Origin of the sequence: Streptomyces sp. NBC_00234 (assembly GCF_036195325.1) — a bacterium.
Classification (GTDB): domain Bacteria; phylum Actinomycetota; class Actinomycetes; order Streptomycetales; family Streptomycetaceae; genus Streptomyces.
Genome location: NZ_CP108101.1, coordinates 3,914,729 through 3,940,867 on the forward strand (window position 1 = coordinate 3,914,729; position 26,139 = coordinate 3,940,867).

Annotated in this window: 24 protein-coding genes and 1 pseudogene; 16 read left to right on the forward strand and 9 right to left on the reverse strand. The window is 70.7% G+C overall.

Annotated features, from left to right (window positions below; genetic code table 11):
- Nucleotides 1-18: 18 nt before the first annotated feature.
- On the reverse strand, nt 19-1,302 hold the full coding sequence (locus OG230_RS17040) for an LPXTG cell wall anchor domain-containing protein (protein ID WP_328911081.1): 1,284 nt from the start codon (nt 1,300-1,302) through the stop codon (nt 19-21).
- A gap of 512 nt (nt 1,303-1,814) precedes the next feature.
- Here OG230_RS17040 and OG230_RS17045 point away from each other — a divergent pair.
- Nucleotides 1,815-2,024, forward strand: coding sequence for an e9imm peptide (locus OG230_RS17045; RefSeq protein ID WP_328911082.1), 210 nt, complete (start codon nt 1,815-1,817; stop codon nt 2,022-2,024).
- Between the two features lie 90 nt (nt 2,025-2,114).
- Here OG230_RS17045 and OG230_RS17050 read toward each other — a convergent pair whose 3' ends face one another.
- Nucleotides 2,115-2,708 carry an MBL fold metallo-hydrolase gene (locus tag OG230_RS17050; protein WP_328911083.1) on the reverse strand — a complete coding sequence of 198 codons (594 nt, stop codon included), beginning with the start codon at nt 2,706-2,708 and terminating at the stop codon, nt 2,115-2,117.
- Between the two features lie 82 nt (nt 2,709-2,790).
- Between OG230_RS17050 and OG230_RS17055 the strand changes: the two genes are divergently transcribed.
- The 4 genes from OG230_RS17055 (at nt 2,791) to OG230_RS17070 (ending at nt 8,126) form a co-directional block, all read left to right on the forward strand.
- Nucleotides 2,791-3,747 (forward strand): GlxA family transcriptional regulator, encoded by a 957-nt coding sequence (locus OG230_RS17055; RefSeq protein ID WP_328911084.1) that lies wholly within the window; start codon nt 2,791-2,793, stop codon nt 3,745-3,747.
- A gap of 154 nt (nt 3,748-3,901) precedes the next feature.
- Complete coding sequence (locus tag OG230_RS17060) at nt 3,902-4,543, forward strand: TetR/AcrR family transcriptional regulator (RefSeq protein WP_328911085.1); 642 nt, start codon at nt 3,902-3,904, stop codon at nt 4,541-4,543.
- Nucleotides 4,540-6,213 carry an acyl-CoA dehydrogenase family protein gene (locus tag OG230_RS17065; protein WP_328911086.1) on the forward strand — a complete coding sequence of 558 codons (1,674 nt, stop codon included), beginning with the start codon at nt 4,540-4,542 and terminating at the stop codon, nt 6,211-6,213. Before OG230_RS17060 ends, OG230_RS17065 begins: the two co-directional genes overlap by 4 nt.
- A gap of 338 nt (nt 6,214-6,551) precedes the next feature.
- A complete protein-coding gene (locus OG230_RS17070; protein WP_328911087.1) occupies nt 6,552-8,126 on the forward strand; it encodes a CBM35 domain-containing protein in 1,575 nt (524 codons plus the stop codon).
- A 76-nt stretch (nt 8,127-8,202) separates the two neighbouring features.
- Here OG230_RS17070 and OG230_RS17075 read toward each other — a convergent pair whose 3' ends face one another.
- Nucleotides 8,203-8,556, reverse strand: a complete 354-nt coding sequence (locus OG230_RS17075) for a hypothetical protein (protein WP_328911088.1) — start codon at nt 8,554-8,556, stop codon at nt 8,203-8,205.
- 789 nt (nt 8,557-9,345) lie between these two features.
- Between OG230_RS17075 and OG230_RS17080 the strand changes: the two genes are divergently transcribed.
- The 3 genes and pseudogenes from OG230_RS17080 (at nt 9,346) to OG230_RS17090 (ending at nt 11,290) form a co-directional block, all read left to right on the forward strand.
- Nucleotides 9,346-9,684, forward strand: a complete 339-nt coding sequence (locus OG230_RS17080) for a MerR family transcriptional regulator (RefSeq protein ID WP_328911089.1) — start codon at nt 9,346-9,348, stop codon at nt 9,682-9,684.
- Between the two features lie 251 nt (nt 9,685-9,935).
- A pseudogene (locus tag OG230_RS36400) lies at nt 9,936-10,175 on the forward strand (hypothetical protein); the annotation flags it as partial.
- Nucleotides 10,172-11,290, forward strand: a complete 1,119-nt coding sequence (locus OG230_RS17090; protein ID WP_328911090.1) for an NADH:flavin oxidoreductase — start codon at nt 10,172-10,174, stop codon at nt 11,288-11,290. The pseudogene OG230_RS36400 and the gene OG230_RS17090, both read left to right, overlap by 4 nt.
- A gap of 18 nt (nt 11,291-11,308) precedes the next feature.
- Here OG230_RS17090 and OG230_RS17095 read toward each other — a convergent pair whose 3' ends face one another.
- The 3 genes from OG230_RS17095 to OG230_RS17105 all read right to left on the reverse strand — a co-directional run bounded on the left by OG230_RS17095 (nt 11,309) and on the right by OG230_RS17105 (nt 15,924).
- Nucleotides 11,309-13,369: a pectinesterase family protein gene (locus OG230_RS17095; RefSeq protein ID WP_328911091.1), complete on the reverse strand. Its 2,061-nt coding sequence runs from the start codon at nt 13,367-13,369 to the stop codon at nt 11,309-11,311.
- Nucleotides 13,370-13,561: 192 nt separating this feature from the next.
- On the reverse strand, nt 13,562-14,587 hold the full coding sequence (locus OG230_RS17100) for a hemolysin family protein (RefSeq protein WP_328911092.1): 1,026 nt from the start codon (nt 14,585-14,587) through the stop codon (nt 13,562-13,564).
- A complete protein-coding gene (locus OG230_RS17105; protein WP_328911093.1) occupies nt 14,584-15,924 on the reverse strand; it encodes a hemolysin family protein in 1,341 nt (446 codons plus the stop codon). The genes OG230_RS17100 and OG230_RS17105 overlap by 4 nt, the downstream gene beginning before the upstream one ends.
- 276 nt (nt 15,925-16,200) lie before the next feature.
- On the opposite strand from OG230_RS17105, the gene OG230_RS17110 reads away from it, so the two are divergent.
- Nucleotides 16,201-17,451, forward strand: a complete 1,251-nt coding sequence (locus OG230_RS17110; protein ID WP_328911094.1) for an APC family permease — start codon at nt 16,201-16,203, stop codon at nt 17,449-17,451.
- 102 nt (nt 17,452-17,553) lie between these two features.
- Nucleotides 17,554-18,849, forward strand: a complete 1,296-nt coding sequence (locus OG230_RS17115) for a phosphoribosyltransferase (RefSeq protein ID WP_328911095.1) — start codon at nt 17,554-17,556, stop codon at nt 18,847-18,849.
- A 36-nt stretch (nt 18,850-18,885) separates the two neighbouring features.
- On the opposite strand, the gene OG230_RS17120 is transcribed toward OG230_RS17115, so the two are convergent.
- Nucleotides 18,886-19,158 (reverse strand): DUF1876 domain-containing protein, encoded by a 273-nt coding sequence (locus OG230_RS17120; RefSeq protein ID WP_328911096.1) that lies wholly within the window; start codon nt 19,156-19,158, stop codon nt 18,886-18,888.
- Between the two features lie 158 nt (nt 19,159-19,316).
- Between OG230_RS17120 and OG230_RS17125 the strand changes: the two genes are divergently transcribed.
- The 6 genes from OG230_RS17125 to OG230_RS17150 all read left to right on the forward strand — a co-directional run bounded on the left by OG230_RS17125 (nt 19,317) and on the right by OG230_RS17150 (nt 24,496).
- On the forward strand, nt 19,317-20,261 hold the full coding sequence (locus OG230_RS17125) for a TerC family protein (protein ID WP_328911097.1): 945 nt from the start codon (nt 19,317-19,319) through the stop codon (nt 20,259-20,261).
- 62 nt (nt 20,262-20,323) lie between these two features.
- Nucleotides 20,324-20,524: a hypothetical protein gene (locus OG230_RS17130; protein WP_328911098.1), complete on the forward strand. Its 201-nt coding sequence runs from the start codon at nt 20,324-20,326 to the stop codon at nt 20,522-20,524.
- A 184-nt stretch (nt 20,525-20,708) separates the two neighbouring features.
- Nucleotides 20,709-22,184: an APC family permease gene (locus tag OG230_RS17135; RefSeq protein ID WP_328911099.1), complete on the forward strand. Its 1,476-nt coding sequence runs from the start codon at nt 20,709-20,711 to the stop codon at nt 22,182-22,184.
- Complete coding sequence (locus tag OG230_RS17140; RefSeq protein WP_328911100.1) at nt 22,181-22,618, forward strand: hypothetical protein; 438 nt, start codon at nt 22,181-22,183, stop codon at nt 22,616-22,618. The genes OG230_RS17135 and OG230_RS17140 overlap by 4 nt, the downstream gene beginning before the upstream one ends.
- 46 nt (nt 22,619-22,664) lie before the next feature.
- Nucleotides 22,665-24,020: a dipeptidase gene (locus OG230_RS17145; protein WP_328911101.1), complete on the forward strand. Its 1,356-nt coding sequence runs from the start codon at nt 22,665-22,667 to the stop codon at nt 24,018-24,020.
- A 110-nt stretch (nt 24,021-24,130) separates the two neighbouring features.
- On the forward strand, nt 24,131-24,496 hold the full coding sequence (locus OG230_RS17150; RefSeq protein ID WP_328911102.1) for a PH domain-containing protein: 366 nt from the start codon (nt 24,131-24,133) through the stop codon (nt 24,494-24,496).
- A gap of 39 nt (nt 24,497-24,535) precedes the next feature.
- On the opposite strand, the gene OG230_RS17155 is transcribed toward OG230_RS17150, so the two are convergent.
- Together OG230_RS17155 and OG230_RS17160 are read right to left on the reverse strand one after the other, a co-directional pair.
- Entirely contained in the window at nt 24,536-25,267 is a 732-nt protein-coding gene (locus OG230_RS17155) for a peptidoglycan recognition protein family protein (RefSeq protein ID WP_328911426.1), read from the reverse strand.
- Nucleotides 25,268-25,419: 152 nt separating this feature from the next.
- A complete protein-coding gene (locus OG230_RS17160) occupies nt 25,420-26,064 on the reverse strand; it encodes a ScbR family autoregulator-binding transcription factor (RefSeq protein WP_328911103.1) in 645 nt (214 codons plus the stop codon).
- Nucleotides 26,065-26,139: the final 75 nt, after the last annotated feature.

A 26,139-nucleotide genomic window follows, 5' to 3' on the forward strand; every position in this document is an offset into this window, starting at 1 on the left:
GTCACCCCGGCTCATGCGTCAGGCGTGGGAGCCGGTCTTGCGACGGCGTACGACGAACACCGCGCCCGCGCCGATCACCAGGGCCGCGCCACTCGCGAGGGCGAGCTGCGAGGTCGCGGAGGACGTGCCCGTGGAGGCGAGGCTGCCGCTCACGGGGCTGGCCGACGCGCCGCTCTGCGGCTGGAGGCCGGAGGTGTTCGGCTTGGTCGTGCTGGGCTTGGCGTCGTCGACCTTGCCGGGCTCACTGCCCGCGGCGGCGATCATGAACTCGTAGCCCTCGAGGTCGGGGTTCCCGCCGCAGGAGCCGTCCTCGTTGAAGTAGTCACCGGCGACGAAGGTGACGCCGTTGCCCGCGGGGGCCGAGGCGTCGATCGTGAGGCGCATCTTGACGTCTGTGTGGGCGCCGGCCTTCAGCGGGCTGATGGCGTCCATGTAGTGCTCGTTGTCGACGGTCTGCCACTTCTTGGACGAGGCGGACGACCACTGCAGGTGCACCAGGTCGTCGATGTCCTTGAGACCGCTCTTGTCGGTCGCGTGGACGTAGGCGAACGGAAGCACCTCGTCCAGCGTCTTGTCGGTGCCGTTGGTCACCCGGAGCTTGAAGTTGACCTTCGTACCGGCGACGACCGTGGACGGCAGACCCGTGACGACCGTGGTCAGCTTGGACTCGGGGACGCATTCCTCGCCGCCCTCACCCTCCTCGGCCGCCTCCTCCTTCGCCTTGGCCAGCGCCTCGTCGGCCGCGGTCTTGTCGGCGAGCGCCGCCTCGGTGGCGTCCTGCGCCTGGCCCACCGCCCGGGATGCGGCGACCCGCGCGTCGTCGAGCGCGTCACCGGCTGCCACGAACTCGGCATCGGCGGCGGTCTTGGCCTCACCGGCGGCTGCGGCGGCGGCTTCCGCATCGGTGAGAGCCGTCGCCGCGGCGGTCTTCTCCTCCTCGGTGGCCGTCTCCGGGAGGGCGTCGACCGCCGCCTCGGCGTCGACGACCGCCTGGTCGGCGGCGGCCTTCGCGGTGGCGGCGTCGGCCGCGGCGGTCTCGGCGGCGTCCAGCGCCACCTTCAGGGGGGCGGTGTCGGAGAGGAGCGCTTCGAGAGCCGCGTAGGCGGCGTTCTCGGCGGCGACGGCGTCGTCGTACGCCGTCTGCGCCGCGGCGGCGGCCCTTTCCAGCTCCGAGATGGAGGGCTTCTCCTGCGTCTGGGCTGCCGGCTTTCCGTCGGCGAACGCGGGGGTGACCGACAGCAGGAGAACAGGTGTGGTCACTGCGGCGGCAACAGCTGTGGCGAGAATCCGGCGAATCTTCACAAGAGCCCTTCGGGGTCCGAAAAAAGAAGAAGGGGTCGCCGCGGAATAGGACACGCAGATGCGACTTGAGGTGATCGTATGGCGGGGACAACGATCTGCGGTCACGGGTTTTTCACCTGTTCCGCCCGGCACCACGACACCGGGACAGACAGAAAAGACGAATGGGTGCAGTTGCTTTCACTCCCTGCCCTTTCGCTGTGATGAATGCCACATGCCGGTGCGGCGTCGCCCGGCGGGGCGTGCGTTGCACGGTGCATCCGGAGAGCCCTTCGGACGAGAGCAGCCCCGGACCGTGAAGTGGGTTTTCTCGGACCGTAGTTGGACAGGGCGACCGGCCGCACACGGCCGTTAGACTCCGCCGGGTGGACGACGACCAGCCGATTTCGGCGCACGCTCGGATCCATCTCGTACCCTCGGCGCCGGGACTGACTGATCCGTCCGGGCAAGGCGATCCAACCGCGGTCCAAAGTCTGGGCGCTGTCCCGCCACGCCCTGTTCGGTGGCCTCCGGGAATGAGCCGGGACGAAGCCGTGCCCCTCGTGCAGCGCCTCCTGGACGTCGACGTCGCCGACGAAGCAGAAGGCGACGACATTCTGGAAGTCCTGCGACGCGGGCTCGCATGCCCTCACATCAGCGACTACATCTACTGGGGCCTCGACGCCGAACCGAATGCCGGGCAGATCGTCGATCGAGCGTTGGCCTACAGGCCGATCGCACTCTGACGACTCAGGCGGCGCGGCAAGGGTTTCGCAGTCCGTTCTCGGCGCCCGTCCCGTGACGACGGCCCGGCCCGGGCCATCGGCGTCGGCTCCCTAACGCGGCGCGGTGTCGTCGGCCGGGAATGCGGGGCCGTGGCCCGGGACGATCACGTCTGCGGCGGTGAGTACCCGGAGCCGGGATGCCAGGAGCAGGTCGTGGTCCGGGGCGACCGGGTCGTCCACCGGGCCGTTGGGGCGCCACCACAGGTCGCCGACGAAGGCCACGACGCCCGACTCCGTGCCTGCCAGCAGGGTGATGTCCTCGCGGCTGTGGCCCGGGGTGCGGATCAGCCTGAGCGACGGGGTCAGTTCGTAGCCCTCGGCGTCGCGGTCGGTCCACTGGTCGTTGAGGTAGATCGCCTTGTGGTCGTGGACGCGAGCGTTGCCGAAGAGGCCGACGTTCATGGTGTTGTCCGGGTGGTGGTGACTGAGCACCACATCGGTGATGTCGTCGGGGCCGATCCCCGCCTCGGCGAGCGGGCCGAGGATCCGGTCGCGGCCGGCCACCATGCCCGGGTCGACGATCACGCGGTGCTCCCCGTCGCTGATGTACGAGACGGTGGCGGCCACCCCGGGGCCGGTGGAGAGGGTGTAACCCGTGGTCAGGATGCGGTAGTCGGCGCTGCGTCCGAGCGGTGCGTCTGTCATGTCCCCAAGTCTTCGGCACGGCCCCCTCCTTCACGAGTGGCCGTGCTGCCACCGATCGCAGGAATCGTGCCACACTGCCCGCATGCCCCCCTTCGTGTCCGTCGCCGCCTATGCCTCGCCCGGCGTCGGCATGCTCGGAGCCGGCATCGTCTCCGAGGTGTTCGACGCGCGGGGCCCGGACCTGCCGCGCTTCGACTTCGCCCTGTGCACGGACCGGCCGGGGCGGATCCGCAGCGATGTCGGGCTGCCGATCGTGGCCGAGCACGGACTGGACCGGCTGGCCGAGGCCGACCTGGTGATCGCCCTGCCGTGGGCGGACTTCCGTACCCCGCCGGGACCCGCCGTGCTCGACGCACTGACCGCCGCGCACGGGCGCGGCGCACTCGTCGCGGGTCAGTGCGTCGGCGCTTTCGCGCTCGCCGCCGCCGGTCTGCTCGACGGGCGGCGGGCGACCACCCACTGGCGGTTCACCGGGCTGCTGGCCGAGCGGCACCCGGACGTCACCGTCGAACCCGACGCCCTGTACATCGACGAAGGCCGGATCGTCACGGGCGCCGGAGCCGCCGCCGGGTTCGACCTGTGTCTGCACCTCCTGCGGCGGGAGTACGGCGCCGCCACGGCCAACGCCATCGCCCGTGATCTGGTCCTGCCGTCCCACCGCGACGGAGGACAGGCCCAGTACCTGGCCACGCCGGCCCCCGAGGACTGCCAGGACGACCGGCTCGCGGACGTGCTGGACTGGGCCCGTGAGCACCTCCACGAGTCGCTTCCCGTGGCGGAGCTGGCCCGCCGGGCGCTGATGAGCAGGCGGTCCTTCGCCCGCCGCTTCGCCGCCTCGACCGGCACCACCCCGCACGCCTGGCTGCTCGGGCTGCGGCTCAGCCGTGCCGAGGAACTCCTGGAGACCACGGACCTGCCCGTCGAGGAGATCGCCCGGCTGGTCGGTTTCGGCAGCGCCGCGGTTCTGCGCTCGCAGTTCGTACGGCGTCGGGGTGTACCGCCCCGCTCCTACCGCCGTTCCTTCACCCGCACGCCGTAGCCGGAGCGGAGGCAGGTGCGGGGCATCCCCGCCCACCGTGCGTGCCAGACACCGCGCGGCAGACGGAAGTTTGACGACAGACCCTTGGGCCTCTCGTTTGGATCATGCGGGACCGACCGTGGCAGGAAACTCTGAATGATGGTTCACTCCTTCCATGGCCTACCGCAAGACCCCCGCCGAAATCCGTCGGCTCGAAGCCGCCCGGGAGCACCTGATCGCCTGCGCCACCTCGGTCGTCGCCGAAGTGGGCTGGTCACAGGCATCGGTGACCGCGGTCGCCGACTCGGCCGGCATCGCGGCCGGCTCCGTCTACCAGCACTTCCCGTCCAAGGCGGCGCTCGCCGTGGAGGTGTTCCGGCGGGCCGCCGCACGCGAGGTGGAGGTGCTCGGCGAGGTCCTGCACGGACCAGGCGACCCGGTCGAGCGACTCGGTCGCGGTGTGGAGGTCTTCGCCCGCCGGGCCCTGGAGAACCGCGGACTGGCCTACGCCCTGCTCGCCGCCCCCGCCGAACCCGCGGTCGGCGCCGAGCGCCTCGACTTCCGCCGCCGCTACCGCGCGCTGTTCGCCGAGGTGGTGCACGAGGGCATCGCGGCCGAGCTGCTGCCCGCGCAGAACGGCGAGATCACCGCCGCCGCACTCACCGGAGCGATCGGCGAGGTCCTCGTCGACCCGCTCGGCAGCCCGGACGAGAGCGCCACCGACGGGCTTCTGGCCGAACTCACCGCCACGGCGCTGCGCTGCGCGGGCGCCGCGACCGCCCGAACCGACCCGGCTCCCCCGGAGGAGGCACCATGACCACCGCCACGACCACGACCACGCTCCCGCCGAGCAGTCACCCCACCGCGGCGACCCACGAGGTGACCAACCAGGTCCCGCCGCTGACCGGATACGACGCCGCGGACGACCCGGTCCTGCTCGAAGGCGTACACCGGGAAGGCGCCGGCTGGCACGTGGACGAGCTGCACCGCTTCGGCCGTCTGGTCGGCAGCGAGGAGGCGCAGCAGTGGGCGGACCGGGCCAACCGCCACGAGCCCGAGCTGCGTACCCACGACCGCTACGGCCACCGCGTGGACGAGGTCGAGTTCCACCCCGCGTACCACTCCCTGATGGACGCGTCGGTGAGCGCCGGCATCGCGGGCGCCGCCTGGGCCGACGAGCGCCCCGGCGCCCATGTGGCGCGGGCCGGGACCTTCATGCTGGCCACGATGCTGGAAGCGGGGCACCTGTGCCCGGTCTCCATGACGTACGCGGTGGTCCCCGCCCTGCGTCACGCCCCCGAGCTCGCGAAGACGTACGAGCCGCTGCTCACCAGCCGCACCTACGAGCCCGGGCTGCGCACGCCGTCCGAGAAGCGCGGACTGCTCGCCGGAATGGGCATGACGGAGAAGCAGGGCGGCACGGATGTCCGGGCCAACACGACCACGGCGGCCGTGCAGGCGGACGGCACGTGGCGGCTGCGCGGGCACAAGTGGTTCACCAGCGCTCCGATGAACGACCTGTTCCTCGTGCTGGCGCAGGCCCCCGGCGGCCTGTCGTGCTTCCTCGTCCCCCGCGTCCTGCCCGACGGCAGCCGCAACACGTTCCGCATCCAGCGGCTCAAGGACAAGCTCGGCAACCGCTCCAACGCGAGCAGCGAGCCCGAGTTCGACGACACGGTGGCCTGGCTCGTCGGCGACGAGGGCAAGGGCGTGCGCACCATCATCGACATGGTCACGATGACCCGCCTCGACTGCGTGCTCGGCTCGGCGGCCGGCACCCGTGCCGCTCTCGCGCAGGCCGCCCACCATGTCCGCCACCGTGCGGTGTTCGGCGCCAAGCTGATCGACCAGCCCCTGATGCGCAACGTGATCGCCGATCTCGCCGTGGAGTCCGAGGCCGCGACCACGCTCGCGCTGCGGCTGGCCGGGGCGGCCGACCGGGCCCATCGGGGCGACGACCGGGAGCGGGCCTTCCTGCGCCTGGCGACGGCCGTCGGCAAGTACTGGGTGTGCAAGCGGCAGCCCGCCGCGGTCGCCGAGGCGCTGGAATGCCTGGGCGGCAACGGTTATGACGAAGCATCAGGCATGCCGCGGCTGTACCGCGAAGCCCCGCTGAACGGCATCTGGGAGGGCTCGGGCAATGTGAACGCCCTCGACATGCTGCGGGCCCTGGCCCGTGAGCCCGAGGCCCTCGACGCCTTCCGTACGGAGATCGGGGCGGCGGCCGGAGCGGACCGGCGGCTCGACGCGGCCTGGCGCGAGCTGCAGGGCGAACTCGTACTCACCGAGGACGCTCCCCTGCGCGCCCGCCGGGTCATCGAACGGGCCGCACTCGTCCTCCAGGGCTCGCTGCTGGTCCGCCACGCCCCGGCCGCCGTCGCCGACGCCTTCTGCGCCTCGCGGCTGGCCGGTGACCGGGGACTCGCCTTCGGGACGCTGCCGCCCGGCGCGGACTTCACGGGGCTGCTGGAGCGGCTGCCCGTCTGACGCGGGTCCGTCCGGGGCGATGGGCCGCGGCCGGCCTCCCGCACGGTGCGGGTGGCCGGTGGCGGCGCCGCGGCGACCGCCGCCACGACCACCGCAGGTTCATGTTCATGAACAGGAATCATGTACGTAACTATTGACGTGGTCACGACAGGGTTTTAGCGTCGGAGAAAGCGCTTGCTCCCCCACACCACGATGCCCTGTCGAACGGTCTGTTCATACACCAGAACAAGCCGTCGTCTCGGCATCAACAGCCGTTCCCCACCCGGCCGTTCCCCGTCCACGGGCGCACCTCACCCACCCCTGGCCGGACGAACCACCCCCCCCCCTGGAGACGAACGATGCAAATGAGACCCGTCATCGCGTGCGTCGGCCTGCTGGCCGGCTCGCTCGTCGCGCTGTCCGGCACCACGGCGCAGGCCGCGTCCGTCCGGTACGAGGCCGAGCGCTCCCCCGCCGTCTGCACCGGCGCCATCGAATCGGAATGGCCCGGCTACTCGGACAGCGGCTTCTGCAACGCCGACAACGCGGTGGGCGCCTCCGCGCAGTTCACCGTGAACGCCGCCGCCGCGGGCACCGCCACGCTTCAGGTCCGGTTCGCCAACGGAACGACCACCGCCCGGCCCGCGACCGTCACGGTCAACGGATCGGCGGCCACCTCCGCGTCCTTCGAGGGCACCGGCGCATGGGGCACGTGGGTGACCAAGACAGTCACCGTGCCGGTGCGCGCGGGCAGCAACACGATCCAGCTCAGCCCGACCACGGCCAACGGGCTGCCCAATGTCGACTACCTCGACGTCGAGACGGGGGGCACCACGCCCCCGCCGACCGGCTCCGCGCTGTACGTGGCACCGAACGGCAGCGAGAGCGCAGCCGGGACGGAGACGGCGCCCACCACGCTCGCCTCGGCGATCTCCCGCGTCGGTTCCGGCGGGACGATCCTCATGCGCGGCGGGACGTACTCCCTCGCGCAGACCGTCACCATCGCCCCGGGCAACAACGGCACCGCCGCGGCCCCGACGGAGCTGTCCGCCTACCCGGGCGAGACTCCCGTGCTGAACTTCTCCGCCCAGGCCGAGGACCCCGCCAACCGCGGGCTCGCCGTGAACGGCGACTACTGGCACGTCAAGGGCCTCGTCGTCGAGCACGCCGGTGACAACGGGATCTTCGTCGGCGGCCACCACAACACCCTCGAACGCACGGTGACGCGCTTCAACCGCGACACCGGCCTGCAGCTCTCGCGGATCGCCTCCACCACTCCGCGCGACCAGTGGCCGTCCGACAACCTCGTCCTCAGCGCCGAGTCGCACGACAACGCCGACTCCGACGGCGAGGACGCCGACGGCTTCGCGGCGAAGCTCACCGTCGGCTCCGGCAACGTCTTCCGCTACGCCGTGTCGCACAACAACATCGACGACGGCTGGGACCTCTACACCAAGACCGACACCGGCCCCATCGGCGCGGTGACCATCGAGGACTCCCTCGCCTACGAGAACGGCACGTTGAGCGACGGGTCCCAGAACTCCAGCGGTGACCGCAACGGCTACAAGCTCGGCGGCGAGGACATCGGGGTCGACCACGTGATCCGGCGCAGCATCGCGTACGACAACGGCAAGCACGGATTCACGTACAACAGGAATCTCGGCACGATGTCGGTCTCGGACAACGTCAGCATCGACAACGCCGAGCGCAACTTCTCCTTCGACGGCGGCACTTCGGTGTTCCGCAACAACGTCTCGTGCCGCAGTTCCAGCGGCACGAACGACAAGACCGTGGGCGACGCCGACGCCACGAACCAGTTCTGGTCCGGCACGAACGGCTCCCGGTGCTCCGCGTACGCGGGCGCACTGGACTGGTCCTACGCCTCGGACGGCCGCCTCGCCGTGACCTTCGGCGGCAGCCGGGTGACGCCGTAGCCGACCGGTAGCACCGAAAGAAGGCCCAGGTCGGTGACCTGGGCCTTCGTCGTTCCCGTAGCCGGGGCGGTGGGGGTCAGTCGTAGCTGAAGTCGCCCACCGTCCAGGCGCTGACGTCGTCGATCGACACCCGGTACATCCCGCCGGTCTCCGGGATGCCGACGGTGCCCTGGAGGATGCGGGCGACGTGGAAGTGCAGGTGGGTGGGCGGGCCGTTCCTCCCCGGGGAGGCGGTGAAGATGCCGGAGAACTCGCCCAGCCGGGCGGAATCCGTCAGGACCTCCGACACGCGCTGCCGCCACACGGCTTCGGGAGCCAGCCGGCCGGTGATGACAGCACCACCGGTGACCACGGTCAGGGACATCTGATTGCTGTGCCCGGACTCCACCAGTGCGGCGATGTCCACGAGCAGCTCGTCGGTCTTCGACATGAAAGCCGAGTCTATTCGCCGGGACGACCGGCAGCGCTGCGCCGGGTCCGACGGTCCGGTGCCACCGGTCGGCATCACTGGCCGTTCGATGCCGATTACCTCGCCGTCGGACACGCGAAAACCTATGACGGTCACGGTAGACATTGAGTATCCGCGTGGCTATGGTTTCTCTCGTAGCCAAGGTTGAAGGCCCCGGCAGAGATGAACTGCCGGGGCGTAGTACACGCAGTGCGGTGCGGTGGTGGAGCATCGGAGCCAGGGCTTTCGCAGGACGGCGACGAGGCTGACGACCGGACCGGGTGACCCGCGGTGATCAGGGGTCACCACAGGCAGTACGCGGAACAGCAGTCGGTTGGCATGCGATATCTCGGCAAAGGCGCCGGACTGCGGGCGCGCGTGCTGAGGGGTCCGGTAGTCGGGTCCTCCGCCCGGTCAGTACGAGGGGCGGCGGGACGGCCTGCCGGGCAAGGTGCACGCGGTTCGAGGGTGCACCGACAGCAGTACCGGTTCGGCACATGTTGATCCAGAGGGAACGAACGGAGGATGCAGGCGCCATCAGGATCGCCCGGGCGGGACGGAAACGGCCCGGGTACCGCAAGACCCCGGAATGGAAGGTGGTCCCCGGTCAAGCAACCGCGATCCCCGCGCTCATGCCCTCCTTCAGGGCGAGGCCGCGGACACAGAAGGTCGGCGCAGCACTGAGGCCGACAGATGGTGTTGAATTTCCTTCGGGGCCTTGGTGCCGTACGGCACCAAGGCCCCTCGACGCGTTCCCAAGAAGAGGTGCAGATGACAGCGGATAATGCGCTCGGCGGCCGGCTCGACGACGACGACTACCCTGCGTACACCATGGGGCGGGCGGCCGAGATGCTCGGCACCAACGCCGGCTTTCTCCGTGCTCTCGGAGATGCCCGCCTGATCACCCCGCTCCGTTCCGAGGGCGGCCACCGGCGCTATTCCCGGTACCAGCTGCGGATCGCGGCCCGCGCACGCGAACTCGTCGACCAGGGCACCCCGGTCGAGGCCGCCTGCCGCATCGTGATCCTTGAGGACCAGCTCGAGGAAGCACAGCGCATCAACGCCGAATACCGCCGCACCGCGGCAAACGCGGCCGAGAGCTCCGGCTGAGCCCTTACCTTTCCCAGCCGACCGGCCTGCGCACCGTGCGTGCGCACGGACGGATGCGCCCGGGGCGGTCGGCGAGCAGCGTCGGCCCGTACGCCGGGGCCGGTGCGTCTCCCCACGGCCGGACCGGCCGGCCGGACAGCCCTTCGAAGGATTCCAGCAGGCCGTGACGGCCCTCCGCGTCGATCCAGCGCGTGCCGGCCAGGACACCGGCTCTGCGGACCGGCCGCATCGGCCTCGACGTCAGCGACCTGGAGGTCCTGCGCGTGCCCGGCGCGGCGTTCGCACACGACGGCGTCGTACCGCACGGGGAGAACGGCACCTCGGGCGGCATCTTCCTCGCCGACCGCCCCTCCCTGCCCTGCCCTGCCCTGCCCCGGCCCCTTCCCGGCCGGGAGACCTTGACCACATCGGCCGCGCGTGGGGATGCCGACGCCGCAGCCCCATGTTGGCACCCGAAGGACACCGCAGCGACTGAACAGGACATGACGTGACAGACGTATACGCCGGCCGTGCCGCAGACGCCCTCTCGCGCCCCTTCGCCGTCCGCGGACTCACCGCGCGCAACCGGATCGCGATGGCCCCCATGACCCGGCAGTTCTCGCCGAACGGCGTCCCGGGCCAGGACGTGGCGGACTACTACACGCGGCGGGCCGCCGGTGGTGTCGGGCTGATCATCACCGAGGGCACCTACGTCGACCACCACTCCGCGGGCACCAGCGACCGCATCCCGCGGTTCCACGGTGCGGAGGCACTCGCGGGCTGGGCGGACGTCGCGGACTCCGTGCACCGCGTGGGCGGCGCGATCATTCCGCAGCTGTGGCACGTGGGCGTCACCCGCACCGAGGGCGCCCCGCCCGTGGCGGACGCCGAGCCGGTCAGCCCCTCGGGCGTGTCACTGGCGGGTGCTGCCAAGGGGCGCGCCATGACGCAGAAGGACCTCGACGACGTGATCGGCGCCTTCGCCGACGCGGCGGCAGCCGCCGAGCGCGCCGGGTTCGACGGCGTCGAACTGCACGGCGCGCACGGCTACTTGATCGACCAGTTCCTCTGGTCGGGCACCAACCGGCGTACGGACGCCTACGGCGGCGACCTCGTCGCGCGGACCCGGTTCGCGGCCGAGATCGTGGCGGCCTGCCGTGCGGCCGTGTCCGACGCCTTCCCCCTCTTCTTCCGGATGTCCCAGTGGAAGATGGACGCGTACGAGGCGAAGCTCGCCGCGACGCCGGCGGAGTTGGACGCCCTGCTGACCCCGCTCGCCGACGCCGGTGTCGACGTCTTCCACGCGTCCACCCGCCGCTACTGGCTGCCGGAGTTCGACGACTCCGATCTGAACCTCGCCGGCTGGGTGAAGAAGATCAGCGGCAGGCCGACGGTCACCGTGGGCTCGGTCGGCCTGGACGGTGACTTCTTCAGCGCCTTCCAGGGCAACGGCTCGGGCGTCACCGGCATCGAGCAGCTGCTGGAGCGGCTGGAGCGCGACGAGTTCGACATGGTGGCCGTCGGCCGCGCGCTGATCGCCGACCCCGAGTGGGCGGCGAAGACGCTGCGCGGTCGCACCGACGAGATCACCCCGTTCGGCGCGGAGATGCTCTCGACCCTGCGCTGACCGGGCAGGACCGCGGGCTCAGGAGGCGGCCGGCGTCCAGCCACCGAGCCAGTCCGCGGTCTCCTGTCCCGCGGCCTGGCTGTCGGTGAGCTGCGGGCGGTCGGCGCTCGCGGTGCCCGCGCCGGGGCCGGTGTTCCGGTACTCGGCGAACCGGTCGTCCTTCCACGGGAATCCGCCCATGTCGGCCCAGGGGGCCGTCCTGATCGCGGCGCTCAGCGTGGTGTCGCGGACGGTGGTCTGCGGGTCGAGGCTCGCGTCGCCGCCCGCGTGCCAGTTGCGGCCCAGGAAGAAGCTGCCCGCGGACACGTCGCCGTTGACGACGGACCGGGTGATCAGGAAGCCCTTGCGGTCCGCGGGGGTGCTGGGCGCGGTGACGTAGCCGGCGGACGTACCGTCCCAGCGCTTCTTCAGCGTCAGGACGGAGCGGTCGATGACCGCGCTGGCCCGGCCGAAGACGAAGTCGACGTTCCCGGCGACGTAGGAGTTGGTGACGTACACCCGGCCGAGCCTGTCCTTGGCGGCGGTGTCCAGCAGGAGGGTGTCCTGGTCGCCGTCGACGATGATCCCGTCGAGGACCACCTGGTCGGCGGCGGTGCGCAGGGCGACGGCCTGGTGCCCGCTGAGCCCCTGGTTCGCGCCTTCGTCGAAGCTGTTGGTGATGGACAGGTTGCGGGCCTGGAAGTCGTCGGCCTCGACGGCGACGGTGGCGCTGCCGCTCGTGCCGTACGTGCCCGACCCGTCGGGCTTCGGCGTCCCCGCCGCGTTCCCGTAGACGATCACGGTGTCCTTGCGGCTCGCGCCCGAGCCCTGGATGGTGACGTGCGGCTTGTTCGCGGGGACCTTGACGGTCTCCCGGTACGTGCCGGGGGCGACCGAGATCAGCACCCGTGAGGCGTTGCCCGCCGGGACGGCGTCGACGGCCTTCTGCACGCTCGTGTACTGACCGCTGCCGTCCTTGGCCACGGTGATCGTCGTGGCCGCGGCGGCCACCGCCGCCGTGCCGATCGTCGTGCGCGGCCCGGTGCCCGCCTTGAGCAGGGCGGGGACGTCGGCGGCGCTGTCGAGGGTGTAGTCGTAGTACGTCCTCGGGTCGAACGCCTCGCCGCCGCCGCTCTCGTTGCGCCCGCTGGTGCCCGAGAAGACGTTCCCGCGCTGGACGACGACGGCCGTGGCGTCCCGGGTGACGGGGTTCGCGAGGCCCTCGAAGAAGGAGTTCTCCAGGACCATGCGCGTCCCGCCGCGCGCGTAGTTGCCGTAGGACGTCGTGATGGCGGTCCCGGGCACGTCCTGGAGGTAGTTGTTGTAGAGGTGGGCGTGCGCGACGTTGTCCGTGGACGGATTGCGCTGCTCGGTCTCGCGGAACCAGTTGTGGTGGATCGTGAGGTCACTGGTGACGTTCTCGGTCCAGCCGATGCCGAACGTCTTGTTGTTGTCGCTCAGCCGGTTCCAGGACACCGTGACGTACGTGCTGTCCTTGCGTATGTCGACGAGACCGTCGGCCATGTGCCGGAGGTCGTTGTGATCGACCCACACATGGTGCGCGCCGTCCATCTGGATCGCGTCGAAGTCGTGGTCCTTGTCGTTCCAGATGCCCTGGTAGGCGTCCCGGATCGTCAGGTTCCGGATGATGACGTTGTGCACGCCCTGGCCGAGGAAGAAGCCACCGCCGACGATCTGGCCCGCGGTTCCCGCGCCCACGATCGTCTTGTCCGACGCGACCTTGATCTCCTTGCCGACCGGGTCCATGGCGATCGTCGCGGCCACGACGATCACGTACGGCTCCGGAGCGGTCGCGTACTTCTCCAGGTCGGCGAGCGTCTTCACGGTGACGACCGTGCCGTCGCGCCCGCCGTACGTACCGTCCTGGCCGAGCGCCTCGACCGAGGCGAAGCCGTCGGCGGCGTCGAGGACCGAGGCCGGTACGGCAGGTGCCGCCGCCGCGTTCGCCCGGCTCTCGCCGGACAGGCCGAGGGCGCCGCCGTAGGCCAGGGCGACGGCCGCGGTCAGCGCCAGTGGAACACCGACGGTCAGGGCGGGCCTGTGCCTGCGGTGACGGGATGTGCTGCGTGTGTCAGTCACGTGATGCGTCCGTTCCACTCCGTGGGGGGATGGGCACTCGTCAGTCGCCGCCGGAGAGCGGAAGGTTGCCGCGGACGCGCAGAGGTCCGGGCGCCGTCGTGAACGGCGCCCGGACCTGTGGTTCGGCTCGGCCGGTGGTCAGGGCCGACGGCAGGGGTACGGGGGACTCGGCCGGGCTCCTGCCCGCACCGCTCAGGCGCGGCCGGTCGCGGCGGGGCCGACCAGTTCTTCCAGTACGTCCTCCATCGTGACGAATCCGATGACGGTGCCCTTGTCCCCGGTCACGGCCGCCAGGTGCGTGCCCGCGGCCCGCATCGCGGTCATCGTGTCGTCGAGCGGGGAGTCGATCTCGACGCGGATGACGGGGTGGAAGGCGCTCCTCGGGAGCGGCCGGGTGCGCTGGACGACGCCGAGGGCGTCCTTGATGTGCAGGTAACCCAGCACCTCGTCCCCCGGTCCGGTGACCGGCAGCCGGGAGAAGCCCGAGGTGGCCGCCGCTCGCTCCAGCTGCTGCGGGGTGATGTCGTGGTCGACGGTGACGGTCCGGTTGAGCGGGACCATGACCTCGCCGACCGGGCGGGTGCCCAGCTCCAGGGCGTCGCGCAGCCGTTCGCCGTCGGCCGGTGCGAGCAGCCCGGCCTCACTGGAGTCCTTCACGAGCCGGACGAGTTCGTCGTCGGTGTAGACGGAGGCGACCTCGTCCTTCGGCTCGACCCTGAGCAGCCGCAGCAGGACGTTGGCGAAGGCGTTGATGCCGAAGACGACCGGGCGCAGGGCCCGGGTCAGGGCCACCAGCGGCGGGGCCAGCGCGAGGGCGGTCTGCGCGGGAGCGGCCAGCGCGATGTTCTTCGGGATCATCTCGCCGACCAGCATGTGCAGGTACGTGGCGAGGGCCAGCGCGATCACGAACGCGATGGGGTGCACCAGGGCCTCGGGCACACCGATCGTCTCGAAGGGCGGTTCCAGGAGGTGGGCGATGGCCGGCTCGGCCACGGCCCCCAGGACCAGGGAGGAGATGGTGATGCCGAGCTGGGCGGTGGCCATCGCGGCCGACAGGTGCTCAAGACCCCACAGCGTGCTCCTGGCGCGGGCGTCGCCCTTGACGGCCCGGGGCTCGATCTGGCTGCGGCGTACGGAGATCAGGGCGAACTCCGCCCCGACGAAGAACGCGTTGGTGAAGAGGGTGAAGACGCCGATGGCGAGCTGGAGCATGGTCATCGGGAGCCCTCCTCGACGAGCTGCGCGGCGACGGGCGCGGGCGCGGTGACGCGCACCCGGTCGGCGCGGTGGTGTTCGACGTGGAGGACGGCCAGGTGCCAGCCCTCGACGGAGACCGTGTCGGTGGGTACGGGGATGCGTTCCAGGCGGGTCGCGACCAGGCCGGCGAGGGTTTCGTACGGACCTTCCGGCACGTCGAAGCCGATGGATTCGAGCTGGTCCAGACGGATGCTCCCGTCCGCCTCCCAGACCGCGCGCCCGTCCGCGGCGAGTCCGCCCGGCGCCAGGTCGGGGCGCTCGTCGGGGTCGTGCTCGTCGCGGACCTCGCCCACGACCTCCTCGACGATGTCCTCGACGGTGGCGACGCCCGCCGTGCCGCCGTACTCGTCGATGACGACGGCCATCGTGCGGCTCTGGCGGAGCCGTCCCAGCAGGGTGTCGACGGGCAGCGAGTCGGGTACGAGGAGCGGCGCCGTGGCCAGGTCGGTGACCGGGGTCCGGTGGCGCAGCGGCTCGTCCAGGGCGAGCACGTCGCGGATGTGGACGGTGCCGATGACCTCGTCGAGGCTGTCGCGGTAGACGGGGAAGCGGGACAGTCCGGTGGCCAGCGTCAGATTGGCCGCGTCGGCCGCCGTGGCGCCGGCTTCGAGGGCGCGGACGTCCACGCGCGGGGTCATCACGTTCTCGGCGGTCAGGTCGGCGAGGTGGAGGGTGCGGACGAACAGCTCGGCGGAGTCCTGCTCGATCGCGCCCTCACGGGCGGAGTGCCGGGCGAGGGCGACGAGCTCCTCCGGGGTGCGGGCGGAGGCCAGCTCCTCGGCGGGTTCCATGCCGAAGCGGCGTACGACACGGTTCGCGGTGTTGTTGAGGTGCCGGATCAGCGGGGCGAAGCAGGCGGTGAACGCACGCTGCGGGCCGGCCACGACCTTGGCGACGGCCAGCGGGCTGGAGATCGCCCAGTTCTTCGGTACGAGCTCGCCGATCACCATCAGCACCACGGTGGAGAGCGCGACGCCGAGCAGCGTGGCGACGGTCGGGACGGCGCCCGGAGGCAGGCCGACCGCTTCCAGCGGGCCGCGCAGGAGCACGGCCAGGGAGGGTTCGGCGAGCATGCCGATGACCAGCGAGGTGACGGTGATGCCGAGCTGGGCACCGGAGAGCTGGAACGTGAGCCGTTTGGCGGCCTTCAGGGCACTCTCGGCGCCCCGCTCGCCGGCCTGTGCGGCGCGCTCCAGCTCACCGCGTTCGATCGTGGTCAGGGAGAACTCGGCTGCGACGAAGACCGCGCATGCCAGCGTGAGCGCGAGCGCGAGGAGGAGCAGGAGTACTTCGCTCACCGTGCCACCGCCGCCCTGTGACGCGAAGGGGCGGGAATGGCACGGCTCGTACTGGGAGGCTCACCCATTGCGGGACCGGAGCTCCTTTTCGGTTCGGACGGCGGTCGGACGAAAGGCGGGGCGTTCCACCCCTCCCCTGATGGTAAAGGGAAAGCAAAGCGATCCCGTGTGGCGCCGGTCACAGCGCACTCCGTGCCCGGTCCACCGGCCGGCCACCTTGCCGCGCTACCGTGCGCCGACAGCGGGCGGATCCCGCGCGTGCGGGGAGGACGATTCATGAGCGGGACGGACACGGGCGGACTGCGCCGACGGCTCGGCGTGCGCGACGCCGTGGTGATCGGGCTGGGCTCGATGATCGGAGCCGGCGTCTTCACCGCCTTCGGGCCCGCCGCCGAAGCCGCCGGATCCGGACTGCTGCTCGGCCTGGCACTGGCCGCGGTGGTGGCGTACTGCAACGCGACCTCGACCGCCCGGCTGGCCGCCCGTTATCCACAGTCCGGCGGCACCTACGTCTACGGCCGCGAACGCCTGGGCGACTTCTGGGGCTACCTGGCCGGCTGGGGATTCGTCGTCGGCAAGACCGCCTCGTGCGCCGCCATGGCCCTCACGGTCGGCGCGTACGCCTGGCCGGGGCAGGCGCACGCGGTGGCCGTGGCCGCCGTCGTGGCGCTGACCACGCTGAGCTGCGCCGGCGTGCAGAAGGCGGCCGGGGTGACCCGGGCCGTCGTCGCGGTCGTCCTGGCCGTGCTGGCCGCGGTCGTCACCGCGCTCCTGACCAGCGGCGCGGCCGAGACCTCCCGCCTCGGCATCGGCGGCGACATCACGGCGGGCGGTGTGCTCCAGGCCGCCGGGCTGCTGTTCTTCGCCTTCGCCGGGTACGCGCGCATCGCGACCCTCGGCGAGGAGGTCCGCGACCCCCGGCGCACCATTCCCCGGGCCATCCCCCTCGCCCTCGGCATCACCCTCGCCGTCTACACCGCGGTCGCCGTGGCCGTCCTGGCCGTCCTCGGCCCGGAGCGGCTCGCCCAGTCGGCCGCCCCGCTCACCGACGCCGTGCGGGCCGCGGGTGTCCCGGCACTGGCGCCCGTGGTGCGCGTCGGCGCGGCCGTCGCCGCCCTCGGCTCCCTGCTCGCACTGATCCTCGGCGTCTCCCGCACCACGCTCGCCATGGCCCGCGACCACCATCTGCCCCGAACGCTGGCAGCCGTCCACCCCCGGTCCGGCGTCCCCCGCCACGCCGAGATCGCCGTGGGCACCGTCGTCGCCGTGCTGGCCGCGACGGTCGACGTGCGGGACGCCATCGGCTTCTCCTCCTTCGGCGTGCTCGTCTACTACGCCATCGCCAACGCCGCCGCCCGCACCCTCGGTCCCGACGAGGGACGGCCGCCCCTGCCCGTGCCCCTGATCGGCCTGGCCGGCTGTCTCGTGCTCGCGTTCACCCTGCCCGTGGACTCGGTCCTCGTCGGCGGCTCGGTCCTGCTGGCCGGCGCCGCCGTGTACGGTCTGCGCGGCCGGACCAGGAACTGATGCGCACCCGGCGCCCCCCGACTTGCCGGACCGCCGCGTATGGGGTTGGTTCGAGGTAGGTGTGTACGTGGTTCCCGTCTCCCCGGTTGGGGGTGAACCGACGTGCTGTTCACCGATCGCGCCGAAGCGGGGCGGCTGCTCGCCGAAGCACTCAGACCGCTGGCCGCCGAGCGTCCCGTCGTCCTCGGCCTGCCGCGCGGCGGGGTCCCCGTGGCCTTCGAGGTGGCCCAGGAACTCGGCGCACCCCTCGACGTGATCGTCGTCCGCAAGCTCGGCGTTCCCTACCACCCCGAGCTGGGCTTCGGCGCGATCGGCGAGGACGGGGTACGGGTCATCAGCGAGGAGATCGTCCGGCATACCGGGGTCACGGAGCAGGACCTCGCCACCGTCGAGCGCGCCGAGCAGGCCGAACTCGTGCGCCGGGCACGGGCGTTCCGCGCCGACCGGCCCCGCGTTCCGCTGGCGGGCCGGACGGTGATCCTGGTCGACGACGGGATCGCGACCGGGGCCACGGCCGAGGCCGCGTGCGCGGTCGTACGGGCCCAGGGTGCGGGCCGGGTGGTGCTCGCCGTTCCCGTGGCGCCGCCGAGCGCGGTCGAGCGTCTCCGCGCCAGGGCGGACGACGTGGTCTGTCTGTCGGCGCCCGCGCTGTTCTCCGCCGTCGGCGAGTGGTACCGCGACTTCTCCCAGACCCCCGACGAGGACGTCGTCGCCCTGCTGGCCCGCGCCGCACGCCGCGACCTGCCGCCCCGGACCGTCCGCACGACCGAGGTGGAGGTGGAGGCCGACGGCCTCGGACTCGCCGGTGAACTCGCCCTCCCGGAGGACGCCGAGGCGGTCGTGGTGTTCGCCCACGGTTCCGGAAGCAGCCGCCACAGCCCCCGTAACCGCGCGGTGGCCGAGTACCTGAACCGGGCCGGCCTCGGCACCCTCCTCTTCGACCTGCTCGTGCCCGAGGAAGAAGCCGACCGCAGCCAGGTCTTCGACATCGAGACGCTGGCCCGGCGGCTGACGGACGCCACCCGCTGGCTGCGCGACCGGGTGGCCGTGCCGTTCGGCTACTTCGGGGCGAGCACCGGTGCCGCCGCCGCGCTCACGGCCGCCGCAGCGGCCGACGCGGACGTCGACGCGGTGGTCTCGCGCGGCGGGCGCCCCGACCTCACCGGGCGGCGGCTCGCGGACGTACGGGCGCCCACCCTGCTCATCGTCGGCGGCCACGACGAGCAGGTGCTCGACCTCAACCGGCTCGCGCGGGACGAGCTGCGCTGCGAGAGCCGGCTGGAGATCGTGCCGGGTGCCACGCACCTCTTCGAGGAGCCGGGCGCGCTGGACGCCGTGGCCGAGCTCGCGCGCGACTGGTTCACCCGGCACCTGGTGACGGTGCCGGGTGAACGGTGACGGCCGGAGCATGCCTCACGCCGTGGCGGCCGGGGATCACGTCAGCGGGTACGACGTACGTCCCGATGCCTCGTCGATCTCGTCATGGGCCTTGGTCAGCAGCTTCATCGCCAGTTCGTTGAGGGCTCTGCCGCCCGCGATCTCCTCGCCCACCCTCGGCTGCTCCGAGTCGCTCGGGTGTCGGCTGGCGTAGCCGTGCGCACGCATCTCGGTTCCGTCCGGGAGACGCACCAGGGCAGCCGCACGGGTGCGGTTGCCGTCCTCCTCGAATTCGAGCTCGATGTGCCATCCGACAGCGGTCTTCAGCATGACGGTCACCTCCGGAAACCCCCTCCGGACAACCCCTCCTACCAGGGTGCCCCCGTTCCCTCCACCGCGCAGCACGCGCACGGGCGGGGCACACTCGGACGTAGGGCTTCTTCCGCCTTCCGAGGGTCGTCGCGCGTATCCGTTGCGAGGTTTCCCAAGTGCTCGACGTGCCGGTCTGGCTGTGGGTGACATTCGTCGCCGTCGTGGTCGTCTCTCTGCTGATCGACCTCATGGCGCACCGGACCGCGCATGTGATCGGATTCAAGGAAGCCACCCTGTGGAGCGGGATATGGATATCCCTCGCGCTCGCCTTCGGCGGGGTCGTCTTTCTGGTTCTCGGAACGACCGCGGGGACCGAATACACCACCGCGTGGCTGCTGGAGAAGAGCCTGTCCGTCGACAACCTCTTCGTCTTCGCCCTGATCTTCTCCTATTTCAAGGTGCCCCGCGCCTATCAGCACCGCGTCCTGTTCTTCGGAGTCATCGGCGCCCTCGTGTTCCGCGGAATCTTCCTGTCCCTGGGCGTGGCCGTGGTCAGCCGGTTCACCGCCGTGCTCTTCGCCTTCGCGGCCGTCCTCTTCTACAGCACGTACAAGATCCTGAGCGGGCAGGAGGAGACCTTCGACCCGGGCCGGAGCATCGCCGTGCGGCTGCTCCGGAAGATCGTCCCGGTGCGCGACGACTACGACGGGACGAAGTTCCTCGTCAAGGAGGCGGGCCAGTGGGTGGCGACCCCGCTGCTCGCGGTGGTCGCCGCGATCGAGACGGCCGACCTGGTGTTCGCGGTCGACAGCGTGCCGGCCGTCCTCGCGGTCAGCGACGACGCGTTCATCGTCTACACCAGCAACGCGTTCGCCATTTTGGGCCTGCGGGCCCTGTTCTTCCTGCTGGCGGGCATGCTCGACCGGTTCCATTACCTCAGTCACGGAGTGGCGATCATTCTCGCCTTCATCGGCTTCAAACTCATCCTCCAGGCGTCCCACGAGCTGATCAGCGACTCCATTCCGGAAATCTCCTCACCGGTGAGTCTGGCCGTGATCGTGGTGATCCTGAGCATTTCCGTGGCGCTGAGTGTGCGCCGTACCCATGCGCGGCAGCCGTGACTCCCGAAGGTAAAGCACAGGGAAAACTTTCCACGACCGGTCCGCGGGACTACCGTTGAAGAATGTCCAGGAAAGAGCGCGAGAACACGTCGCAGGCCGCGTTCATGTGTCCGGCCTGCAAGCACCCCGTCGCAAGCGCCGTGACCCGGCACAAGACGCTCGGAATCTTCGTACCCGTATGGGGACCGGGCCCCTGCCACAACCCCGACTGCCTCAATTTCCGGGCGGACACGGAGCGTACGGAGCACCGGACCCACTCGTAGACCCGCCGCGCACCGCCGCACCCTCCACGGGCACCGACCCGGGGACCCCCGTCGGCTCCGGGATCTGACCTGCCCTCACCAACGAGATGCGGCACACCCCGACTCATGGCAATTTATGCCGTATTGACCACCTGGGCAGTGCGGCATCCTCGGATGGCGCCGTGGCCGTTGCGAGGAGTGCCGCATGAGCACGATGGACATCCCGTCCGACGTTCCGAAACCGCGCACGCAGACTGCGAAACCGGCCGTTGCAGGGATGACCTGGGTCACCCTCGCGCTGATGACCACCGCTTCCGTGGCCAGCCTGCGGTCCGCCCCGACCATGGCCGTCTACGGTCTGGCCTGCGTCTTTCTCTACCTCATCCCGGCCATCATCTTCCTGATGCCGACAGCGCTCGTCTCCGCGGAGCTCGCCTCGGGATGGAACGGCGGCGTCTACCGCTGGGTCAGCGAGGGCCTGTCGAAGCCACTGGGCTTCCTGGCCGTGTGGTGCCAGTTCGCGATGACGATCTTCTACTACCCGAGCCTGCTGGCCTACGTCGCCAGCACCATCGCGTACGTCATCGATCCGGCCCTGGCCAGCAGCGGTCTCTACACCGCGATCGTGATCATGGTCCTGTACTGGACCGGGGTCTGGGTCTCCGCCCGTGGCACGAAGGCAGTCGCCGGGCTCTCGTCCTGGGGCCTGATCATCGGCACCCTGATCCCCGGCACCATCCTGGTCGTCCTGGGCATCGTCTTCCTCGGCCAGGGCAACGGTTCGGCCGCCCCGATGACCGCCAGCCACCTGCTCCCCCAGTGGACGGGGCTCGCCAGTCTGGTGCTGATCGTCAACAACTTCCTGAGCTACTCGGGCATGGAGATGAACGCCGTCCACGTCTCCTCGCTCAAGAACCCGGCCAAGGAGTACCCGCGCTCGATGTTCCTGGCCATGGGCCTGGTGCTGCTGATCTTCATCCTTCCGGCCCTGGCGATCAGCTGGGTCGTACCGGCCAATCAGCTGAGCCTGACCGCGGGCGTGATGCAGGCGTTCGACGCCTTCTTCTCGTACTTCAACATCGGCTGGCTCACCCCGATCGTGGCCATCGCCCTGGTCGCCGCCGCACTCGGCGGCATGCTGACCTGGCTCGCCGGACCCTCCAAGGGCCTCCTGCTGATCTCCCGTGAGGAGGGCTATCTGCCGCCCTTCCTCCAGAAGCTCAACAAGAACGGCATCCAGCAGAACATCCTCGTCACCCAGGGCATCGTCACCACGGCCATCGCCCTGATGTACGCGCTGATCCCCGACGTCTCCAGCGCCTACTGGATCTTCTCGGTCATCACCACGCAGGTGTATCTCATCGTCTACCTGCTGATGTTCGCCGCGGCGATCCGGCTGCGACAGAAGCAGCCCGACCACCCGCGCGGCTACCGCGCCCCCGCCCTCATCCCGCTCTGCGTCCTCGGACTGCTCGCCTCGCTGGCCGCGCTCGTCATCGGCTTCGTGCCGTCCTCGCAGTTCGGCGGAAACAGCGTCTGGGCGTACATCGGCCTGATCGGCGGCGGCCTGCTCCTCCTCGGCCTGGTCATTCCGTACCTCTTCCTCAAGCTCCGCAAGCCGAGCTGGCGCATGCCCGCCCAGGGCCACGCGGACGAGCCGAACCCGGAGGGTGCCGCATGAGTCCCACCCGAATGGCCTCCGAACACCGCTGGGTCTACATCGGGGCGATCGTGATCCTGGTCGCCCTCATGGTCATCGGCGTCATCCAGTACCAGTCGATCAAGAAGACCAACGACACGAAGGAGAAGGCGGACCAGCTCAGCGAGCAGCTGGTCGCGGCCGGATTCCCGGCGCCCGACACCGGTGTCGTCCAGCGACTGCTGGGCACGGACGGCGGCATCGTGTGCGAGTCCCCCGACGACGCGCTGCAGACCGCCCTGTGGAAGATCCAGATGTCCAACGGCTCCGGCGGACCGGGCCAGCGGCCCGTCATCTCCGACACCAGGGCGGTCGAGGCCGAACGCATCGTCCTCCAGGTCTACTGCCCGGACCAGGTCGACGACTTCGACGAGGCCGTCGACAGCCTCAAGACCGACGACACCGTCCGGCGCTGACCTCCGTACCCGGCCGCACCACACCACACCCCGTGAGGGAGCCACCATGAACGAAGCCGAACTCGCCGACCGGATCGCCGCCCTGATGCCCCGCGCCCAGGCCGACCTCACCGAGCTCGTGTCGATCCCCTCCGTCGCCGACCCCCGGCAGTACCCGCCCGAGGAGTGCAAGCGGGCCGCCCAGTGGGTCGCGGACGCCTTCACGGAGGCGGGCCTCCAGGACGTACACCTCGCCGAGACCCCGGACGGCAGCCATGCGGTGCTCGGCCACCGGCCGGCGCCGCCCGGCGCCCCGACGGTGCTCCTCTACTGCCACTACGACGTGCAGCCGCCCCTCGACGACGCCGCGTGGACCTCGCCGCCCTTCACGCTCACCGAGCGCGACGGCCGCTGGTACGGGCGCGGCACCGCGGACTGCAAGGGCAACATCGTCATGCACCTCACCGCGCTGCGCGCCCTCGGCGACGACATCCCGGTCGGCCTGAAGTTCGTCGCCGAGGGCTCGGAGGAACAGGGCACCGGCGGTCTGGAGGCGTACGTCGGACAGCACCGCGACGCCTTCCTCGCCGACACCCTCCTGGTCTGCGACACGGGGAACGCGGCGGTGGGCCGGCCCACCGTCACCACGTCCCTCCGGGGTCTGGTGAACCTCGTGGTCACCGTCTCGACCCTGCGGGGCGAGCTGCACTCGGGGATGTTCGGCGGACCGGCCCCGGACGCGCTCGCCGCCCTGATCCAGCTGCTGTCCACGCTGCGCGACCCGGACGGCGGAACCCGCGTCGAGGGACTCGACTCCTCCGGCACCTGGACCGGGGCCCCTTACGAGGAGGAGCAGTTCCGCCGCGACGCCGACGTGCTGGACGGGGTCGCCCTCACCGGCTCCGGAACGGTCTCGGACCGGCTCTGGGCCCGCCCCGCCGTCACCGTCCTCGGCATCGACTGCCCTCCCGTCGTCGGCTCGTCCGCCGCGATCCAGGGCACCGCGCGGGCCCGGGTCAGCCTGCGCGTACCGCCGGGAACGGATGCGGACGCCGCCCTCCGGGCGCTGACCACCCATCTGGAGAAGGCCGCTCCCTGGGGCGCGAAGGTGTCCGTCGAGACCGAGAGCACCGGCTCGCCGTTCCGGGCGGCCACCGACGGGCCCGCCTACGCCACGCTCGGCAAGGCCATGGCGGACGTCTACGGAACCCCGATGTCCTCGCTGGGCCAGGGCGGTTCGATCCCCCTGTGCAACGTGCTCACCGAGGAGTACCCGGACGCCGAGATCGTCCTCATGGGCGTCGAGGAACCGCAGTGCCTCATCCATGCCCCCAACGAGAGCGTCGACCCGAGCGAGATCCGGAACATGGCGCACGTGGAGGCCCTCTTCCTGCTCCGCTACGGATCCGCCACCGAAGGCTGACACCCCATGGGGGGAGGGGGGGTTCAGCGGGAGGAACCGCGCCGAAAGCCGCGCGATCACGCCGGTATACAGTGCGAAAATCATTCCGTTGAGTAGGTGGGGGCCCTGACATGGCACTGTTCGGAAACGCGCACACGATCGACCCGGCGACGGCTCAGCAGGACTACGCGCGGCTGCTGTCGCAGGGCGAACAGATCAGCGCCGCCTATCTGTTGATCCGCGACACGATCCTGTTCACCGACCATCGGCTCATCCTCGTCGACAAGCAGGGGATCACCGGCAAGAAGGTGGAGTACCACTCGGTCCCGTACCGGAGCATCACGCACTTCTCGGTGGAGACGGCCGGCACGTTCGACCTGGAGGCCGAGCTCAACATCTGGATCTCCGGGGCCGCCCTGCCGGTCCAGAAGACCTTCTCCAAGGGTGTCGACATCTACGAGGTGCAGGCCATCCTGGCGCAGTACGTGGCCAAGTAGGTCACCGGCCGGTCCGCACAGCCCCTCCGCGTACTCCCGTCACCGACGGCGTTCGCGGAGGGCCGCCACCGCGTCCCTGATGGCCGGCAGCTGGGCGTACAGCGCGTCTCCGGGGCAGCCGGTGAGATAGCTGTCCCGGTGCCCCGAGATGACGTGCAGCTCGGCCGCGTGGCCCTTCGGGAAGCGGCTCTCGTCGTTCGTGGAGACCAGCCGCACCGAACCGCGCGGATCGGCCCCAGGGCGCAGCTTCCATGCGATCACCCGCGCTATCGCCTCCACGACCGCCTTCGGTACGGGCACCCCGGCCCCGAAGGTGCCGATCGCCGCGATCCCGACACTGTCCGCGTTGAAGCCCTTGGTGTGCGCGCCGCGCACCGGCCGCGTGATGCCGCCGGCCCGCCCCTCGTAGATGGTCCCGCACCGGTCGACGACGAAGTTGTACCCGATGTCGTCCCACCCGTCCTGCTTGATGTGGTCCGCCTGGATCCCACGCAGCAGCTCCGGGGCGTCGGCGCAGTCGTACCCGTTGGTGTGCCCCGTGTGGTGGATGAAGGCGGCGCTCACCCGGCCCGTGTACGTCGCCGCGTGCCTGACCATGCGCTCGTCGGCCCCCCAGTCCGACCGGGGGACGATCTCGGGCTGCGGCGCCCCCGGCGGGGCCTCGGGGAGGGCGAGCCGTGCGGGCGCGGCGAACCGTACCGGGGCATCCCGAAGGACCAGGAAGGCCAGCGGTATGGACACGGCACACAGGACGAGCCGACGCGACCACATGGGCATGCGTCCACCCTGCGCCCTGATCAGCAGTCCCGCAGCGGTGCCGGGCAACCGAGTGAGGCAGGGGTGCCGGGGAGGCGGCCCGGCAGAACATACCGATCATGCCTTTTGGGGCATCCCGCACCGTTTCGGCCAATCAGCGGCCACGGTCAGGACGCGACCGCTTCCCTGCTCTCCTTGAGGAGCCGTTCGGCGCGGTGCGGAGACGTGTCGAGCCGCGACAGCACACCCGGGACGGCGTTGTTGGGGAGGATGAGTTCGAAGAGGGCCGAGATCTCGCTGACGAGTTCCGGCGGCTCGGACATCGATTCGGCCACCAGCTGGATTCCGGTCCACGCCCCGACGAACAGCCGCGAGGTGGTCACGGGGTCGACATGCGGAAGCAGTTCCCCGCGGTTCTTGGCCTCGGTGAGGATCTCCGTGCCCATCGCGATCCAGTCCGGCCAGCGCGTCCCGAACATGCCACGGGCTCTGGGGTCGACGGACAGCCTGATGGACGCGCTGAGCATCGGCTCCCGGGGCAGCCGGTACGCCAGCAGCAGGGCTATGTCCACCCACTCCTGGAGCTTGAACGCCTGTGGCGTGAGCCCCTCGGCGGTCACCGCCTCGGCGAGAACTCCCCGCGCAAGCTCTTCCTTCGAGGTGAAGTGGAAGTAAAGTGCACCTCGGGTTAGTCCAGCTCGCTCAAGGATCGATGCGATGGTGGCGGCGTCGTAACCATGCTCGTCGAAGACTTCTGCCGCCGCTTCGAGGAAGACCCTGCGCGTGCGGATCGCCCGTTGCTGTCTGGCCAACTCGCTCTCCCTTTTGACCTCGTCTTTGCACGTGCTTAAAAACAAACGGGTGAGCCGGTATCATATCAGCGCGCG

Coding starts and splice junctions, on each gene's coding strand:
- OG230_RS17045 (WP_328911082.1), top strand. CDS start 1,815: ATGAGCCGGGACGAAGCCGTGCCCCTCGTGCAGCGCCTCCTGGACGTC.
- OG230_RS17050 (WP_328911083.1), bottom strand. CDS start 2,708: ATGACAGACGCACCGCTCGGACGCAGCGCCGACTACCGCATCCTGACC.
- OG230_RS17055 (WP_328911084.1), top strand. CDS start 2,791: ATGCCCCCCTTCGTGTCCGTCGCCGCCTATGCCTCGCCCGGCGTCGGC.
- OG230_RS17060 (WP_328911085.1), top strand. CDS start 3,902: ATGGCCTACCGCAAGACCCCCGCCGAAATCCGTCGGCTCGAAGCCGCC.
- OG230_RS17065 (WP_328911086.1), top strand. CDS start 4,540: ATGACCACCGCCACGACCACGACCACGCTCCCGCCGAGCAGTCACCCC.
- OG230_RS17070 (WP_328911087.1), top strand. CDS start 6,552: ATGCAAATGAGACCCGTCATCGCGTGCGTCGGCCTGCTGGCCGGCTCG.
- OG230_RS17075 (WP_328911088.1), bottom strand. CDS start 8,556: ATGTCGAAGACCGACGAGCTGCTCGTGGACATCGCCGCACTGGTGGAG.
- OG230_RS17080 (WP_328911089.1), top strand. CDS start 9,346: ATGACAGCGGATAATGCGCTCGGCGGCCGGCTCGACGACGACGACTAC.
- OG230_RS17100 (WP_328911092.1), bottom strand. CDS start 14,587: ATGACCATGCTCCAGCTCGCCATCGGCGTCTTCACCCTCTTCACCAAC.
- OG230_RS17110 (WP_328911094.1), top strand. CDS start 16,201: ATGAGCGGGACGGACACGGGCGGACTGCGCCGACGGCTCGGCGTGCGC.
- OG230_RS17120 (WP_328911096.1), bottom strand. CDS start 19,158: ATGCTGAAGACCGCTGTCGGATGGCACATCGAGCTCGAATTCGAGGAG.
- OG230_RS17130 (WP_328911098.1), top strand. CDS start 20,324: ATGTCCAGGAAAGAGCGCGAGAACACGTCGCAGGCCGCGTTCATGTGT.
- OG230_RS17135 (WP_328911099.1), top strand. CDS start 20,709: ATGAGCACGATGGACATCCCGTCCGACGTTCCGAAACCGCGCACGCAG.
- OG230_RS17140 (WP_328911100.1), top strand. CDS start 22,181: ATGAGTCCCACCCGAATGGCCTCCGAACACCGCTGGGTCTACATCGGG.
- OG230_RS17145 (WP_328911101.1), top strand. CDS start 22,665: ATGAACGAAGCCGAACTCGCCGACCGGATCGCCGCCCTGATGCCCCGC.
- OG230_RS17150 (WP_328911102.1), top strand. CDS start 24,131: ATGGCACTGTTCGGAAACGCGCACACGATCGACCCGGCGACGGCTCAG.
- OG230_RS17155 (WP_328911426.1), bottom strand. CDS start 25,267: ATGTGGTCGCGTCGGCTCGTCCTGTGTGCCGTGTCCATACCGCTGGCC.